The sequence below is a fragment of the Nitrobacter sp. MLSD-S21 genome, assembly GCF_058809865.1.
Genome location: NZ_JBXASZ010000002.1, coordinates 579,171 through 595,134, shown reverse-complemented (window position 1 = coordinate 595,134; position 15,964 = coordinate 579,171). Strand labels below are relative to the sequence as shown.

Genomic DNA, 15,964 nt, shown 5'->3' with positions numbered 1-15,964 from the left:
GTGGAGCTTTGGATTTGACATTCGCCTTCCCGCTCCGCTAGCGCCGCAAAAGCCCTCGGAAAATATGGCCTTTTCATCTTCGATATCTTCGCCCGGCAACGGTCGCGCGCCCGGCGCGGGCGTGACGGCAGTGCTCGGTCCGACCAATACTGGCAAGACCCACTTGGCCATCGAGCGGATGCTGGCGCATTCCTCCGGCATTATCGGCCTGCCGCTGCGACTGCTCGCTCGCGAAATCTACAACAAGATTGTCGACCGCGCCGGGGCGGATTCCGTCGCCCTGGTCACCGGTGAGGAGAAGATCAAGCCGGCCCGCCCGCGCTTTTGGGTCTCGACCGTCGAAGCGATGCCGCGGGATCTTGACGTGTCTTTCCTCGCCATCGATGAAATCCAGATCGCGGCCGACCTTGAAAGGGGCCATGTTTTCACCGACCGCCTGCTACGCCGGCGTGGCCGCGACGAGACGTTGCTGCTCGGCGCAGCCACCATGCGCCCGATCGTCGAGCGGCTTTTGCCTGGCGCGAGTATCGTCACGCGCCCGCGGCTATCCCAGCTTGAATTCGCCGGCGACCGCAAGATCACCCGGCAGCCTCGCCGTACTGCGATCGTCGCCTTCTCGGCGGACGAGGTTTACGCCATTGCCGAACTGATCCGACGCCAACACGGCGGGGCAGCGGTGGTGTTGGGATCGCTTAGCCCGCGCACCCGCAATGCGCAGGTTGCGATGTTCCAATCCGGTGACGTCGATTATCTGGTCGCCACCGACGCGGTCGGCATGGGTCTCAATCTTGACGTCGATCACGTTGCCTTCGCTTCGGACCGTAAATACGACGGCTACCAGTTTCGCCGGCTCACGCCTGCTGAGTTCGCGCAGATTGCTGGCCGCGCCGGCCGCGCCACTCGCAACGGCACCTTCGGCACCACCGGGCGCTGCGCGCCGTTCGAGCCCGAACTCGTGGACGCGCTGCAGAACCACACTTTTGAGGCAGTCAGAACGCTGCAGTGGCGCAATTCCGATCTCGATTTTTCTTCGCTTGGCGGGTTGCAAGTCTCGCTGGCGCTGACTCCTTCGCACGAGGCGCTGACCCGCGCGCCGATCGCCGAAGATTTGCGGGTGCTCGATCACGCGGCGCGCGACGTCGAGGTGCGCGCCATGGCGCAAAGCGCGGCCGCGGTGGAGCGGCTGTGGGACGCTTGCCAAATTCCGGATTATCGCAAGATCGCGCCGGCGGCTCACGCCGAACTGGTGACGACACTGTTTGGCTTTCTGATGCGTGAAGGCAAGATTCCTGACGACTGGTTCGCGGCCCAGGTCGCGCAGGCCGATCGTGCCGACGGAGATATCGATACCTTGTCGGGACGGATCGCGCAGATCCGGACCTGGACTTTCGTGGCAAATCGCCCGGACTGGCTGGCCGATCCCGGGCACTGGCAGGCAATTTCGCGCGAGGTCGAAAATAAATTGTCCGATGCGCTGCACCAAAGGCTTACGGAGCGTTTCGTTGACCGCCGGACCAGTGTATTGATGCGCCGCCTGCGGGAAAACACGATGTTGGATACGGAAATCGGCAAGACGGGTGAGGTGATCGTTGAGGGCCATGTGATCGGCCGTCTCGACGGATTTACGTTCGCGCCGGATGCGGCGGAGGCGGGTTCCGAAGCCAAGGCCTTGCAGGCGATCGCGCAAAAGGCGCTAGCTGGCGAAATCGAGGCGCGCGCGGAGAAATTGTCGGGGGCGGCGGACGACCAGTTTGTGCTGACCTCGGATGGCACCATTCGCTGGACGGGAGACGCGGTGGCGCGACTGGTGGCTGCAGACGACGCGCTGCATCCGCGGCTGCGGATCATTTCCGACGAACGGCTGACCGGAGCGCCGCGCGAGGCGGTGCAAGCCAGGCTCGATCTATGGCTGAAAACCCATATCGAGAAGCTTCTCGGGCCGCTGTTCGAGTTGTCTAAAGCGGAGGATATCACCGGTATCGCACGCGGCATTGCCTTCCAGTTGATCGAGGCGCTCGGCGTGCTGGAGCGGCAAAAGGTCGCTGCGGAACTAAAGGATCTCGATCAGCCGTCGCGCTCGTCCTTGCGCAAGTACGGGGTGCGTTTCGGCGCTTACCATATCTATTTCCCCTTGCTTTTGAAGCCGGCTGCACGGTCGCTGGCCTCGCTGTTGTGGGCGCTGAAGCAGGAGAATGCCGACCTTTCGGCGCTGTCCAGCGCGCAGCATCTCGCAAGCAGTGGCCGCACTTCGTTCCCGGCGGACAAGCTGCTCGATCGCGACGCCTATCGCGCCCTCGGCTATCGGCAATGTGGCGAACGCGCCGTCCGCGTCGATATCCTCGAAAGGCTTGCCGACCTGATCCGTCCGGCTCTGTCATGGCGGGAAGGGGCGCCCGGCGAAAAGCCCGCTGGCGCATTCGATGGCCGCGGGTTTGTCGTGACGCAGGCCATGACGTCGCTCGCGGGCACTGCTGGTGAGGATTTTGCTTCCATCCTGAGCGCTCTTGGCTATCGCATGGAGCGGTGTCCGGTACCGACACCTGCAACGGAGAGCGGTCCTGTGACGGGGATCACCGCGGAAGCGGTTTCTGGCGGAGCACCGGAAAGCGTGTCGCAGCAAGCGGTTGCGATGGATGTCGTGCTTGAGGGTCAGGAGTCTGTTTCCGACCGCGCGGATACAGCCGATATCGGACCTGTTGAACCGGAGACCGCGGTGGATGCGGGTTCATCCGGAGTCGCGGCGACGGCCTTAGAAGCGGCGACTGAAGTTGCCGAGGAGCCGTCCGCGGCATCGCCAGTTGTCGGCGCCTCGGCGGCTTCCAACGCCGGCGAGGCGGCCATCAACAATGGTGTGCCGGTTGATTCCGCTCCCGTTGTTGCCGGGAGCGCAATCGAAGGCGATGCGGTCTCCGCCGAGATCGCCGCGAATGTTGCGGCACCGGCTGAGGCGGATGGCGCGCCCGCGATGATTGAGGTCTGGCGGCCCGGCGGTCGGTCCGCCGATCGGCGTCCGCGTCACGATCGCAATCGGCATCGCCGGCAACAGGCGCGGCCGGATGGCCCGCAGCCGGCAACCGCTGACAAAGAGACGTCCGAGGGAGCGCAAGGGCGCGAGCGGTATGGGCGAGGCCGGCGTGGACAGTCTGCCGGTGGGGCAGCCGAAAGCGCGCCCGCGGGGAACGAGAGGGAATCGCGTGAAGGCAAGGGGGGGCGTCCGCGCGAGCGCTTCAAAGACAAGGGTCGGGACAGGGACCAGGACAAGGGTCGGGTTCAGGGTTCCCGCAAGGGCGGTCGCGAGGGGCGCTCCGACGCCGGACCCTCGCATCGTCCCTACGCCAGCAGCGCGCCGCGCGAGCGCGAGCAGTCGATAGATCCGAACTCGCCGTTTGCCAAACTGGCCGCACTCAAAGAGCAGCTTGCCGGCCGCAAGGATTGAACGGTCGGTCCTGAGAGCATTTCTGGCTGAGTGGAATCCGGATGCTCTCAATCAATAACTAGCGCGTATTCTGATCGCAAAACCGGTATCCATTTTTACGGAACACGCGCTAGCGGCGTGGTTTCGCGATTGGAGTGACCCGTTGGGTGTGTTGGAGCGCCAGCGTCTCGATAAATGGTTGTGGCATGCGCGGATGGTCAAGGCCCGCACCCAAGCTGCTGCGCTGGTCGAGGCCGGCCATGTTCGTGTCAACGGCATAAGGAAGAAATCCCCCGGTCACTCCCTCAAAATGTCTGACGTGCTCACGATCAGACTGGAGCGAGGCATCCGTATCCTTAAGGTCACGGGATTTGCCGAACGGCGAGGCGGTTCGACCGCAGCACGAACCCTTTATGACGACATGTCGGATGTTTCCGGCGGAGCTGGTAGCTAGATTGTGATTCAGCTGCACCCGCACGTGCGACCGTCGTCGTCCGTTTCGATCCGGTTCCTCAGTCGCGGTTCATGGATAACTTACGCCCGCTGAGCGGTTCCCCCGCTTGCGGCAGTGCTATTCCTGCGCTACCCCAGCCTGCAAAACTGAGCGTGCCGGAGCCTTGGATGACTTACGTCGTCAACGATGCCTGTATCAAATGCAAATATACCGATTGCGTTGAAGTCTGCCCTGTCGATTGCTTTTACGAAGGCGAGAACATGCTCGTCATTCATCCGGATGAGTGCATCGATTGCGGTGTTTGCGAACCGGAATGCCCCGCCGAGGCCATCAAGCCGGACAGTGAGCCGGGGCTCGAGAAGTGGCTTGAAGTCAATGCCGAATACGCCAAGAGCTGGCCAAACATCACGCAGAAAAAGGAGGCTCCGCCGGACGCCAAGGAATTTGAGGGCCAAAATGGCAAATTTGAGAAATATTTTTCTTCAAATCCCGGCGCGGGGGACTGAGTCTTTCCGGCGTGTTTCAGGCGTCTGATTTTGGGGCAGGCGTTTACTGGCCACGATTTACCTTTTTGCGACCAGAAGCGCCGGAAGTCCCGCCAGAGTGCGGGCGGGCGAGCATAAATCATTGATTTTCGCGGAAAATGTGCTAAACTGAACGGGTTTTCGAATTCGACGATGCTTTTACCTGCTTATGGGTCCGGAAGGGCTCTGGCGTGAACATCCAGGAAGGCGTGGGAATACCCGCGCGCAGGCTGTGTCACAGAAAACACGCAAAAAAACGAACTCGAGGGCCTCTACCCCTCACCGCGGTGCAGCAAAAGCTCGTACCCGGACTGCTGCCCCGATCACCCGAACGACGGCTGCCAAGGGCTCGGCCGGAAAATCCTCAAGAAATAAAAGAGGCGAAATGCCAAGCAAGACCGCCAGGATGTCCGCTAAGACCGCGACTTCTAAGACCGCTGCTTCGAAAGCTGCTGCTTCGAAAGCCGGTTCGAAGACGATTGCTTCGAAGACCGCGTCCGCCTCGAAGGTAGGTTCAAGGACTTCTGTCAAGCCGACTGTAAAGTCCGCTGCGAAAGCAACCATGGCTAATAAGCCTGCGGTCAATACGCCTGCAGTGAAGTCTGTTGCAAGGGCTGCCGCACACGTCGAGGAGCCGAAGAAGGTTCTGACCCAGCGCCAGGGGTTCAAGACCAACGAGTTTGTGGTCTATCCGGCGCATGGTGTCGGCCAGATTTTGGCGATCGAAGAACAGGAGATTGCCGGAGCCAAGCTCGAACTGTTCGTCATCAATTTCATCAAGGACAAGATGACACTGCGGGTGCCGACGGCGAAGATTGCCAATGTTGGCATGCGTAAGCTGTCCGAGCCTGGTCTGGTCAAGCGGGCGCTCGAAACCTTGAAGGGCCGCGCGCGCATCAAACGCACCATGTGGTCGCGACGGGCGCAGGAATATGAAGCGAAGATCAATTCCGGGGACATTGTTGCGATCGCCGAAGTGGTCCGCGACCTCTATCGGTCGGAATCTCAGCCCGAGCAGTCCTACAGCGAGCGTCAGCTCTACGAGGCTGCGCTTGATCGTCTGTCGCGCGAGATCGCGGTCGTTCAGCACGTCACGGAGACCGAAGCAGTCAAGGAGATCGAGGGGCAGTTGGCCAAGAGTCCCCGCCGCGGCGCCAAGGCGGAGATGGACGCCGAGGCCGACGGCGACATGGAAGCCGATGGCGATGATGCTGCGGTTGCCGACGAGGCTGCGTAACCGGGTTCTGGCGAACCAAGACAAACAAAAAGCCCGGCCGGGAGGCCGGGCTTTTTGCTGTGTGCTGTTCTGATTCCGTCAGGCGCGCATCCTTCGTTTGCTCTCAAGCACTCTTCCTCCACTTGCGCATGTGGATCGGCAATGTGCTTCCCGCTCGACCCGGCTTTGGCGGATTTCGGCCTGAAGTGAGAGGACGCTCTCGCAAGCGCGAGCGAAGCGTCAAGGGATTCTGTGCTAGTTTAAATCCGTCCTGATGCGCGGTGCTTCGCGTCACTCCACCACGATCTTGACCCGGCTGCGGACACTGACTTGGGCGCGCGGATCGAGGCCATTGACGACGCGAAAACGCTCGGCGGGATGATCGACGCCTGCCATGCGGTGTGACAGCGATTCCACGGTATCGCCCGGCTGTACGGTGATCACCTTGATTCGCAGCGGTCGTGCTGCCTGAATCTCGTCCAGCGACAGACGGCGGAAGGAGGCGACCGTTTCACGCGCGTTGCGTTCGCTTTCCGTTGTCTTACGACGGGTGGCGAAAATGAAGCGATAGACGTCGCTGCCGAAGCGCAAGGCATAAATCCGGAACTGCCATTCCTCACCGCTGGCAACCGCTGATGCCGCGGGAAAGCCGTTGATAGTTAGCTCCTCGGTCGATGCCTTGTTGACGTTCTCCATCCACCCGGAGTTGAGATATTCGGTAAGCTTCTGTTCCGCGGGCACCCGGACCACGTCGAAACGCATGGCCTGACTGCCGCCCTCGCGAACGCCGATCACTGCCTGAGCCGTATTGTCGAGTACGAAACCTTCTGGCGCCTGAAACGTAAAGCCGAGCTTTGGATGCAGGAAACGCCGGCCACGAACGAACCCCTCACTCGGATCCTCGCCGTAGACAACGTTGTCGATCGCGTCGAGGTAAGTCTCGCGGTCTCGTTCGCCTTGCGCGGGAGCACTGTATTGCCGCGCATTGACCTGCGCGTTCTGAACGCGTTCTGGCGTTGCGGGATGCGATGACAGGAAGTCCTGCGAGCGCGGGTCCAGCGAGGGCTTGCCGGCCTTGAGCGCCGCATTGCGTTCCATTGCCGTCAGGAAGCGCGCTGCGCCATAGGGGTCAAAATGGGCCCGCGCGGAAATCCCGACGCCGATGCCGTCGGCCTCGAACTCTTGGGTGCGCGAAAAGCTTGCGAGCGTCAGTTTGGATTTGGCGAGCGCCAGCGCCGTCAGATCCGGGTCGGTTCCCATTTCGGTGACGACGTGGCTGACGAGGGCGGCCTGCCGCGCCTGGTCTTCCCGGATGGTGGCGTGCTTGGCCAGAACATGCGCCATCTCGTGCGACAGCACGGAGGACAATTCCGAGGTGTCGTTGGCCAGCGCCATCAGGCCGCGTGTCACGTAAAGCTGGCCGGTTGGCAGCGCGAAGGCGTTCACCGCGCCTGAATTGAGGATCGTGACCTTGTAGGTGAGGTCGGGCCGCTCGGACGCCGCCACAAGCCGCTCGACCGTTTTGTTGATCAGCGCTTCGAGTTTGGGATCGTCATACGCCCCGCCGTAAGAGGCGAGGATGCGCTCGTGCTCGCGGTCGGACGCTGGAGTATGGGTCGCGGCCCGCGCGGGCTTTATCGGTTTGACGGATGAGGGAGAGTCGGTCTGGAACCGGGTCATGTCGCCGCATCCACTGAGGGCAAGCGCCGCGCAGAGCAGCACGACAGGCGCAGCCAAAAGGCGGCTCACTCCTGTCCCGCGCCATACTGGGCTCGCCGTCATGGTCGCAACGTTCTCCCTCGGATTGAAGTTTCGATTTCAGCAGTCGCAATCTGTCAGCAAATCTGATGGCAAATGCTGACACTCGACCGCCGCATCTTGTATGTCCAGCGTAGGCCCGGTTGGCTTCGGCAGAACACCGAGCCCTCTAGTCGCCGGCCACTTCGATCTGCCCAACCCGGAGCACCTCAATCCGCAGTCCTCCGCGTCGTTCGACCCAGCCGCGGACCCGAACCCGCCGATGTTCGAAAGACGTCGGCACTACGCCTGCCGCCTCGAAGGATGGCAGTATGCGCCTTGAAATAGTCGCAGCAAAGTCTCGTGTCCAGCGTGGGCCGAAGTTGAGATATATAGTGCCGCCGGCCTGCCTGACAGACCGGACGTAGCCTTCCACGATGGTGAACTGCCCAATACGCGCCAAAATATCGCCCGGACGTTCAGCGTTTTTGACGATAGATAATTCTGCCCAGGTTCCACGCCGGGCCTGTCGCGCTGTCGTTTCCGCAGCCGTGAGTTCCGCCGCGCACGCCTTGTCGGTGACGTCGGCAGACACAAGCGCGTCGCCGCGTGCCAAAAGATCACTTTGGACCGAAATCGCGGATGGTCCAAGATATATGAAGGCGGTTTGTCGGCCATAGCGATCCGGATCGTCGCGCTCTCCGCGCAGGATCACGCGCCGACCGATCAGTCCTGCGAGTGCTGGCTGGCGATTGGCGGCCTCTCCCGCGATCACTTCGACGCCCGCGAGACGCACGTCACGGCCATCATCGAGACGGAGCGTCCGCGGGTCAATGACAGCGCTCACGACGCCGTCGTTCTGAATGACCGGTTGGCAACCGTCGGCGAGTGTCGGCGCTGCGCTGAACAACATTCCACAGAGCACCACTCCGAGCAAAATATTGCACGTGCCGGGAGGCTTGGCCGTGGCCTGATGACCGCGCCTCAAGACGTTATCCGAGGACGAGGTTGCTATTTCGATCCAGGACCGGAAATCGCGCCGCGCGCGACCAACCTGTTCCAGATGAACAGCACCACAATCGCGCCGATGGTTGAGGTGATGAAGCCTGCGCCCTGATCAGGGCTGTAGTGACCAATCGACTGCCCGATGAAGGTGGCGAGGAACGCACCGCCAATGCCGAGCGCCGTGGTGAGGATGAATCCGCTCGGATTGTTCGGGCCGGGCGATAAGAACTTTGCGATAACGCCGGCGATGAAGCCGACCAGAATGATCCAGAGAATGCCGCTCATGATGAAAATCCCTCCTCAAAATAATCGTGACGGTGAACTCTCCGCGAGATCGGTCAGCCCCCGGGGGCGACCACTCCCGCAGCGAGTGCAATCCTAAAGCAATCGCGATAGCTCATTCTCCGTCGGCAGGCGCCCGTCGGGCGTCAGATGGTGGACGACCTCGGGCAGGTGCTGACTCAATCCGGCGAGCAGTTCGTCCCGCGACAGGCCGGTCTGTGCTGTCAGGGCGTTGATCTGGTCGGCGCCGAGCGCGTCGGCGAGGTCGCGCGGTGCGATCTGCTTGTTTGGTCCCGGGCTAACCCAGGAATTAGCTGTCTCACCATGGCCTTTGTTCTGAAGCTGCTTCAGCAGGTCGCCGAGGCCGCCGCTCAGAATGCTTCCGGCCGCACCGCCTGCCAGCAGGCCACCAAGCCCGCCCTTGAGCAGGTCACTAAGGCCGCCTCCGCTGCCGGGCAGACCAGCATTGACCGTGCCTCCGGGTGGGCCCGCATTGATCGTGCTTCTGGGCGTGGGAGCCGGCGGCGCGGACGGGTTGGCTCCAGAATGGCTTCCGGTGAGATGTTTCAGCGCCTTGTAGCCCAGCACAGCGAGGATCGCCATTGTCAGCGGCGACATGCCGCTGCTTTCGCTTTCCTTATTGGGCTCGCTTGGACCGCGCGGGCCGTTCTGCATTCCGTTGAGGACGTCGAGCAAACCCATGATCATCTCCTGTTGCGATCCAGCCCCGCGGCAAAAAAGATAAGGTTGCCATATGACAGTCACAAGGCATTTTTGGCGGGCGAAGAGGCTGCCGCTTCATTCAGCAAGCGAAACGAGAGTGGCTGGGAAGATGAATGGCGGATCCGGGAAAAAGCGCTCGACGAGCGTAACGGGTCGCCGTGTCCTTTTTAGGACGTCTGCTTTAGGACGCCTGCCTTGTGAAATGGCGAGCCGTACCGGTAGTGCATGTTGGCGAGACCTCCGGTCCGGTTGGAGTGGGCCGCGCGACGGCACCAGCTTTTGAATCGGCAAAACGATTCGGCTTGCCCGAGACGCTGATGTGCCGGATAAGTGGCAGGGTTCGGCGTACAGTCCCGGTAGCTCAGCTGGATAGAGCACAGGTTTCCTAAACCTGGGGTCAGGGGTTCGACTCCCTTCCGGGACGCCATTCATAAACTAGACTCCTGAATTTCCTGAGCGTTTGGGTTTTCTGCCCGCACCCTCGGCAAGGTGCGGGCGTTTTTCGTTCGTGGCCTGTACCGGCAACAACAGTTGCGCGGCATCATGCGCCAGCCGGGCGCGGTCGGCTGATCGTGTGTAATGCTGGGCCATCTTGCCTGTGGTCCAGCCGAAGATCGCCATCAACTGGCGCTCGCTGGCGCCCTGTTCAGCGGCGCGCGTCGCGCCAGCCTTGCGAAGGCCATGCGCGGAACCGGGGCAATGGGCCTTACGGCACACGTCGCGGAACCAGTTGCCAAAGCTTTCCTTGACCCAGGGCTGGCCGCGTTCGTTGATCAGGAAGGTCAGATCGCCTGTCGGTGCGGCGGCAAGCGATGTCGCTAGTGGCGGCAGGATTGGTATTGTGATCAGTTCGCCCTGTTTGCCACGCGCGTGCTTTTCCGTGCGGATGCTGATCACGCCATCGCGCACATGCTGCCGGCCGACGCGGACCGCATCGCCCCGGCGCAAGCCCGTGTAAAGCAGCACGTCGAAAGCCAGGCGCTCGCGCGTGCCGATCTTCCAGCGCGCTTCGAAGCGGTCGAGTTCGGTCTGCGTCCAGGTATGGAAACCTTCCGCATCGTTCGGCCCCGTCAGCAGCTTGACGCCGGCCGTCGGGTCGGTTGCCATCAGATTTTCTTCAACGCACCACGCACAGAATCCTCGCATGGCCTTGATGAAGCCATTCGCGGCATGAGGCGTCATTGCCCGGCGTTCGCGCCCCTCACGAATAATCTGATCGCTGATGTCTTCCAGCGGTGTATGTCCACCGCTCTTAATGACGCGCCGGAAAATATTCTCGCGTTGCCGGCGCGTGGCCAGCGACAACGCCGCCCACGCTGACGAGGCGTGGTATTTGTCCAGGGCCCACTTCAATGAACTGGCTTTTGTCTTCGCAGGCAAAGAAACCAGCGATGTGGTTTCCAGCGCGTCGGCATATTCCTGTCAGAAAGCCCGGCTGTCGTATTCCGCCCGCAACCTGACGCGCGCGCCTTTATGCTTGCGCACGTACCAAACCCGCGCGCCGTGGCGAGTGCGCTCGGACTGCAGATAGGGCGGGCGACGCTTCGGCATGGTTCCTCACAGCACCGGTTTGCGCTTGGCCATTGCGGGCGCAATGGTCGGCTCTGGACTGACGTCGGTCTCAATCACGTAAGCATCCGAGCGCGCGATGATCCTCGCAATCTGCAAGCCCTGCGCTTTGGCGGCGCGAAAAACGCGCTCCAGTTCAGCTTGCGTAATCTTTGCAGTTCGCTTGGACACGGCATCATCCTAAAAACGTGCGCGTCAGGGCCACCCCATTTAGGGGTGTAAAATTGCATACATCGCAACCCCCTTAATTGTTTTTTGAGTTTTACGATTTTCAAATATTTTCAAATGCTTACTGGAGGCAGGGCGCGCGGGCTAAAATAAGGTTGTCGCGAATCACCTGTTTTCGCGCTTGGTTCCTTGACGGCGCATGCGAATCGCTTTGCGCGAATCACTTTGCGAGGTCGCAACACACGTCGCGCTCAAAACCAGGGCGTGGATGAATCGGCGGCAACTTGATCGACCCAAGGGGGCGTCGCTACGTACCCGACAGCGGACCTATTATTGCTCACCTTGAGTTCTGTCGTTTATGACCCAAAGCCGACATCCCGCGTTGCCGCGCTGGATTTTGAAAGCTCAGCGACATCGGTTTATTGTTGAGGCTTTCGCAACCCACTGAAGCGCGGTGCGACGAGCCCATCGCGGGAGCTGATTATGTTGAAAGCTACCGCAGAGGAGATCGAGGAAGTCCGGGAATACTTTGAATGGCAGGCGCCCGACCTCGAAGTGACTTTCATGCAGAAGGTTTACTCGGAGGCCGTCATAAACACCCGACACGACGTGTGGGACATCCACACCAACAAGGATCGCTGGTGGGTCATCACAGGCGGCACAAATCTCTACTCTCAAGAACAGTTCCCAAATATGGACCTTGCTCTGACCTTCCATATTGGCCTGATCCTTCGCATCCCGCGTACAGAAGAACAGCACGAGGGCGATCAACGCATCCTCCCGTTCGGTCCCGTCTTCGAGAAGATAAAAGAAGCTGGCACCGCCGTGACACAGGCGCATAACCTCGCGGGTTATCAGGCCGTCGGCGTCCGCTGTCGTGAAACGCTACTTGAGCTGATCGCCGTTGCGCAGGATGCGGCAATTTGGACCGACACACCGCCGCAGCGTGCGAACTTCCGCGCGTGGACGGAGATCATCTGCAACGCTCTTTTGCCCGGCGACACCAACAAGGAGCGTCGCGGGGCCCTCAAGGGTGCGCTTGAGTCAGCATGGACGTTTTCCAACTGGCTTACGCACTCAAAGTCGGCGACTTGGCTTGATGCCGACATGGCGCATTCGTTGACCCAGCACGCCAGCGGCATGGCGATTTCACCTATCGTTCGCGAGTTGCGCGGTGTGCCTAATGAATGCCCGGACTGCCACTCACCGCGTCTCGAACCCGAACAGGCCGAAAATACCGCGGTACCCGGCGTACTTTGGGAACGACCGCGCTGCGCCGACTGCGGATGGACCGGTCGACCCGTTCCAATCCTCGACCTTGAGAATGGACAGGCCATCATCACTCGCGAAGGCGAAGATTCCGACGAGCACGGCATCATGACGGTTCCGCTGCGCACGATCGTGAAGCCCGGCAATCCGCCGATAGAGCCGCTGAAGGAAATAGAGACCGGGCCACCTGAGCCATTCGTCTATTTTGCCTACGGGCCCAACATGTCGACCGCCCGGCTGCGCAAGCACATGCCAAGCTGTAAGCCGCTTGGCACTGCTACCCTGCCGGGTCATGCGCTTCACTTCCATAAGCGCAGCATTGATAAGTCCGGAAAGTGCAACGCTTTTGCCAGTGGCAACGACAATAGCGTGATCGGAGTTCTGTTCAGCTTCGATCCTGCCGAGCGAGGCAAGTTAGATGAGGCCGAAGGCGTCGGCAGCGGCTACAAACACGCGATGGTCACGGTTATCAACGACAAAGGCCGCAGGCGGAAGGTTCTTACCTATCTCGCCACCCCCGACTACATCGACGACAGCCTCAAACCCTACGGCTGGTACAAGGACTTTGTACTTGCAGGTGGCAAGGAGCACGGCCTGCCGCCGGAGTATATTGCCGAATACATCCAGTCGGTAGAGGCGATCGAAGATCCCAACAAGACACGGGACAGGAAGCAGCGGACCACGCTCGGAAGTCCCGGGCGGTGAGATGACGGTGTGAGTTGCCGGTCAAGACTGCGAACGCGATGTCAGTTTCTAGCCCTTCTGCGAGATCGGGCAATATCTGCTATCCCGCCGCTGTTTGGGATTGAGCGGACAATGAGTACACGCCCTTATGAAGCCGGCTTTAAATGCTTTTCGTCATCGAACTAGGTTGGGTTTCATCCTCAACCTCGCAAATTATTTGAGCGCCGTTGTGGCGCGTCACAGTCGCACTCTGTTCTGCTCACCAGGGTGCGCTTCCTTCTTCGCCTCCTTTCTTTTTGACATTCACAAAAAAATCAGCCGAAGGCGTTTTAGGGGTGTTCATAGTTTTAAGAAGTTTTAGCGCGGCGTACCTTGGGGATATGCCAAAATCACTTCAATGCTTTCATGTGGTTGGGTGCCATCCACGTAGCCGATGTACGGCCTGCGAATAGCCGATGTACGGGATGTCATAGCCGATGTACGGGTTGTCATAGCCGATGTACGGCCATCGATAGCCGATGTACGATTTTGTCAAAATGGATTGTCAAAAATCAAATGGCAAAAGACAGCGCGCCAGACGTTTCCTTCGACGAATGAGCACCTTCGCCGCGAAACCGCATGCGCAGAAGCTGACCTCTCTGCCCGTCGATGAAGTCGAGGTCATAATCAGGAAACGGAAACATCTTGCTGTGCGCGACCAGCTGTTTCAGCATTTGGGTGAATTGCGGCAGGGCTTGAGGCGAGCCGCTGCGCTTGTGAATCTCCCCGATCGAATAGCGGGCTTCGGTGCGGCCGGCCGCGCGCCGCGCGAGGCGATACACCACGCGGCCAAGACCGAGGGTAATCAAGAAATAGTCCGGATTGAGCGTCAGGATTTGCGGCGTGCCCTTTTCGCGCACCACCGAATCATACACCCAGGTTGGGATATTGATTTCGACGTGGTCGATATGACCGTTGGCGGTTGAACTGACGACACGGTACTTGTCGATGAGCGGGACATTTACCACCTCGCGCCGTTTGCCGCCATACAGTGGGACAATCTTCACACGGGTGCCGGCCAGGCGATCCAGCGCCGCTTCAAGGCTTTTGTATTGCTTGCCGCCGGAGCTGCGACGGCAGAATTTGAGAATGTGCGAGGCGCTGGGGCAATAAGCGCGCGGCGGCAGGCTTGGCCGCAGTCCCTTGCTTTCGTCGATGCGGTAGCGCCGCGTTTCCTCGGCGAGATACGACACCATGTGCAGAAAGATGTCGTAGTCGAACACGGTGGCAAGACCATGCTCGGCGCTGCCGTCGACGGTGATGATGCTGTCGTTGAGTTCGTAACGAATGACCGTGGCGCGGCGGTTCTTGGCGATGCTGAAAGGCGCGATGTCCATCAGGTTCACGTCGTCCTTGAGCGCCGCGTCGTAGATCGCCGGCACGAATAGCGAGAACTGCTCGTCATTGGCCGGTGCCTCGCGTAACAGAGGCCCCGGCAGTTCAGCCTTGAGCATACCGGCCATATCCTCTTTACGTTCGCTGGCCTTGATGGTCTCGCCAAGACGGCGCAAGGCAGCCGCCAGTTCGGAGTCGACGACGCGCGGGTTCGCCTCGCTGGGTTCCAGATCGGCGAAACTGCGGCGCATGTAGAACCGACGCAGCCGGGCCAGGGCATTTTTATCCAGCTGGAATGGCGGCCGGCCGGATTTTGCCGAAAATTCGGCCGCCAGCTTTTGCAGGTAGTCATTGCGCTCATGCAGGCTGAGACCCGCGAAGGTATCGCGCGGCAACAGATCGAGCGTGAGGGAGTGCATGCGGCGGAATCTAGCGCTGCCAGTGGTGGCCGGCGAGCGCATCGCCGCCGAATTGGGCAGCTATGCCATCGCAAATACGATTTTGCGATTTTACGACAATGTGGGGAAATGCCTTTCCAGCAACTCGCGCACTTCATCGGCGATTTTGGCGCCGCGCCTGGCGCAATCCACCTTGATGCACGCGTGCAGGCTTTCGCTCACATCGATCGTCAGACGCTTCATGCGTTCGGCCGGTGCCGCCGGTTCGGCGCGCGGTTGCAGATGCGGTTCAACCCCTTGCCCCACCCAGGCGTCGGCGGTGTTGTTCTCAACGACCTTGAGGGGCAATTTGAAGGCGATGTTCTTGCTCATGCAGCTTGGGCTTTCGTTGTCAGTTGAGCGGCGATGCTTCGTGCTAGCCGGGTGATTTCGCGCGCAGCCTCGCTGCGCGGGGCCGTCTCCAGCACCACTTGGCCGTTCATCGCGCTTTCGGCGTAGGCCACGCGCTGGCACAGGCTCACATCCGAAATGGTGCCGCTGAAATTGGCCAGCGCGGCATAGACTGCGCGGGCCAGCGCCGTATTTACGATTTTGCGATTGACCACAAATACGCTTTGCAAGTTTTCCCGGATTTGCCGGGCTTCCTCGACCAACCGTACCGTTTCTGCTGCGGCCCATACATCGTAAGGCGACGGCTGCACGGGAATGATGACGATGTCGCTGGCCAGGATCGCCGACCGCGCCAGCTCGCTGACGCGAGGAGCGCCGTCGATGATTACCACGTCATAATCGGCGGCCATGTCCGGCAATTCCTTGTGCAAGGTTGGCTTCGCCATGCCGACGACCGCAAAAAGCGGCTCGGCTTCCCGCGCTGCCGACCATGCGAGCGCGCTGCCCTGCGGGTCGGCATCGATGAACAGCACACGCTGCCCGCTCTTGGCGTATACGCCCGCCAAGTTGATCGCGATGGTGGTTTTGCCAACCCCGCCTTTCTGATTGAGGACTCCAATGATCATCGTGTTTGTGCCTTTGCGATTTGTCGCAATTACGATTGCACGACAAAGGCCGTTTGACAGCTACCTGGCTGAAACCAGCGCTGGCTCTGTGGCTGTTTCGCCGCAAAAACGCCTTTACGATTTTACGACG

General features: G+C 60.6%; 15 protein-coding genes and 1 tRNA gene. 6 read left to right on the top strand and 10 right to left on the bottom strand.

Features of this window, described 5'->3' with window-relative positions; all coding sequences use genetic code 11:
• Nucleotides 1–64 precede the first annotated feature (64 nt).
• From AC1RT6_RS08720 to AC1RT6_RS08705, 4 genes are all read left to right on the top strand, one after another.
• Nucleotides 65–3,436, top strand: coding sequence for a helicase-related protein (locus AC1RT6_RS08720; protein WP_079445478.1), 3,372 nt, complete (start codon nucleotides 65–67; stop codon nucleotides 3,434–3,436).
• 151 nt (nucleotides 3,437–3,587) lie between these two features.
• Nucleotides 3,588–3,869, top strand: coding sequence for an RNA-binding S4 domain-containing protein (locus AC1RT6_RS08715; protein ID WP_079445479.1), 282 nt, complete (start codon nucleotides 3,588–3,590; stop codon nucleotides 3,867–3,869).
• A 167-nt stretch (nucleotides 3,870–4,036) separates the two neighbouring features.
• Nucleotides 4,037–4,375, top strand: coding sequence for a ferredoxin FdxA (gene fdxA / locus AC1RT6_RS08710; RefSeq protein WP_079445480.1), 339 nt, complete (start codon nucleotides 4,037–4,039; stop codon nucleotides 4,373–4,375).
• Between the two features lie 403 nt (nucleotides 4,376–4,778).
• Complete coding sequence (locus tag AC1RT6_RS08705; protein ID WP_079445481.1) at nucleotides 4,779–5,630, top strand: CarD family transcriptional regulator; 852 nt, start codon at nucleotides 4,779–4,781, stop codon at nucleotides 5,628–5,630.
• Nucleotides 5,631–5,900: 270 nt separating this feature from the next.
• On the opposite strand, the gene AC1RT6_RS08700 is transcribed toward AC1RT6_RS08705, so the two are convergent.
• The 4 genes from AC1RT6_RS08700 to AC1RT6_RS08685 form a co-directional block, all read right to left on the bottom strand.
• Entirely contained in the window at nucleotides 5,901–7,391 is a 1,491-nt protein-coding gene (locus AC1RT6_RS08700; RefSeq protein ID WP_079445482.1) for a M48 family metalloprotease, read from the bottom strand.
• Between the two features lie 145 nt (nucleotides 7,392–7,536).
• The gene (locus AC1RT6_RS08695; RefSeq protein WP_079445483.1) at nucleotides 7,537–8,259 is read right to left on the bottom strand and encodes a thermonuclease family protein; all 723 of its coding nucleotides are present in this window, start codon (nucleotides 8,257–8,259) and stop codon (nucleotides 7,537–7,539) included.
• 98 nt (nucleotides 8,260–8,357) lie between these two features.
• Nucleotides 8,358–8,636: a GlsB/YeaQ/YmgE family stress response membrane protein gene (locus tag AC1RT6_RS08690; RefSeq protein ID WP_079445484.1), complete on the bottom strand. Its 279-nt coding sequence runs from the start codon at nucleotides 8,634–8,636 to the stop codon at nucleotides 8,358–8,360.
• Between the two features lie 93 nt (nucleotides 8,637–8,729).
• Nucleotides 8,730–9,335, bottom strand: a complete 606-nt coding sequence (locus tag AC1RT6_RS08685; protein WP_079445541.1) for a YidB family protein — start codon at nucleotides 9,333–9,335, stop codon at nucleotides 8,730–8,732.
• Nucleotides 9,336–9,706: 371 nt separating this feature from the next.
• Between AC1RT6_RS08685 and AC1RT6_RS08680 the strand changes: the two genes are divergently transcribed.
• A tRNA-Arg gene (locus tag AC1RT6_RS08680) sits at nucleotides 9,707–9,783 on the top strand.
• 8 nt (nucleotides 9,784–9,791) lie between these two features.
• Here AC1RT6_RS08680 and AC1RT6_RS08675 read toward each other — a convergent pair.
• From AC1RT6_RS08675 to AC1RT6_RS08665, 3 genes are all read right to left on the bottom strand, one after another.
• Nucleotides 9,792–10,709 carry a tyrosine-type recombinase/integrase gene (locus AC1RT6_RS08675; RefSeq protein WP_472791200.1) on the bottom strand — a complete coding sequence of 306 codons (918 nt, stop codon included), beginning with the start codon at nucleotides 10,707–10,709 and terminating at the stop codon, nucleotides 9,792–9,794.
• A gap of 69 nt (nucleotides 10,710–10,778) precedes the next feature.
• Nucleotides 10,779–10,907: a hypothetical protein gene (locus AC1RT6_RS08670; protein ID WP_472791201.1), complete on the bottom strand. Its 129-nt coding sequence runs from the start codon at nucleotides 10,905–10,907 to the stop codon at nucleotides 10,779–10,781.
• A 6-nt stretch (nucleotides 10,908–10,913) separates the two neighbouring features.
• Complete coding sequence (locus AC1RT6_RS08665) at nucleotides 10,914–11,096, bottom strand: hypothetical protein (protein ID WP_079445486.1); 183 nt, start codon at nucleotides 11,094–11,096, stop codon at nucleotides 10,914–10,916.
• Between the two features lie 480 nt (nucleotides 11,097–11,576).
• Between AC1RT6_RS08665 and AC1RT6_RS08660 the strand changes: the two genes are divergently transcribed.
• Nucleotides 11,577–13,067, top strand: coding sequence for a gamma-glutamylcyclotransferase family protein (locus tag AC1RT6_RS08660; RefSeq protein ID WP_079445487.1), 1,491 nt, complete (start codon nucleotides 11,577–11,579; stop codon nucleotides 13,065–13,067).
• A 530-nt stretch (nucleotides 13,068–13,597) separates the two neighbouring features.
• Here AC1RT6_RS08660 and AC1RT6_RS08655 read toward each other — a convergent pair.
• Genes AC1RT6_RS08655 through parA form a run of 3 tightly spaced genes read right to left on the bottom strand, consistent with a single transcriptional unit; the run spans nucleotide 13,598 to nucleotide 15,834 of the window.
• The gene (locus AC1RT6_RS08655) at nucleotides 13,598–14,881 is read right to left on the bottom strand and encodes a replication initiator protein A (RefSeq protein ID WP_493029455.1); all 1,284 of its coding nucleotides are present in this window, start codon (nucleotides 14,879–14,881) and stop codon (nucleotides 13,598–13,600) included.
• A gap of 48 nt (nucleotides 14,882–14,929) precedes the next feature.
• Nucleotides 14,930–15,190, bottom strand: coding sequence for a plasmid partition protein ParG (locus AC1RT6_RS08650; RefSeq protein WP_472791203.1), 261 nt, complete (start codon nucleotides 15,188–15,190; stop codon nucleotides 14,930–14,932).
• On the bottom strand, nucleotides 15,187–15,834 hold the full coding sequence (gene parA, locus AC1RT6_RS08645) for a ParA family partition ATPase (protein ID WP_079445490.1): 648 nt from the start codon (nucleotides 15,832–15,834) through the stop codon (nucleotides 15,187–15,189). The genes AC1RT6_RS08650 and parA overlap by 4 nt, the downstream gene beginning before the upstream one ends.
• Between the last annotated feature and the right edge of the window lie 130 nt (nucleotides 15,835–15,964).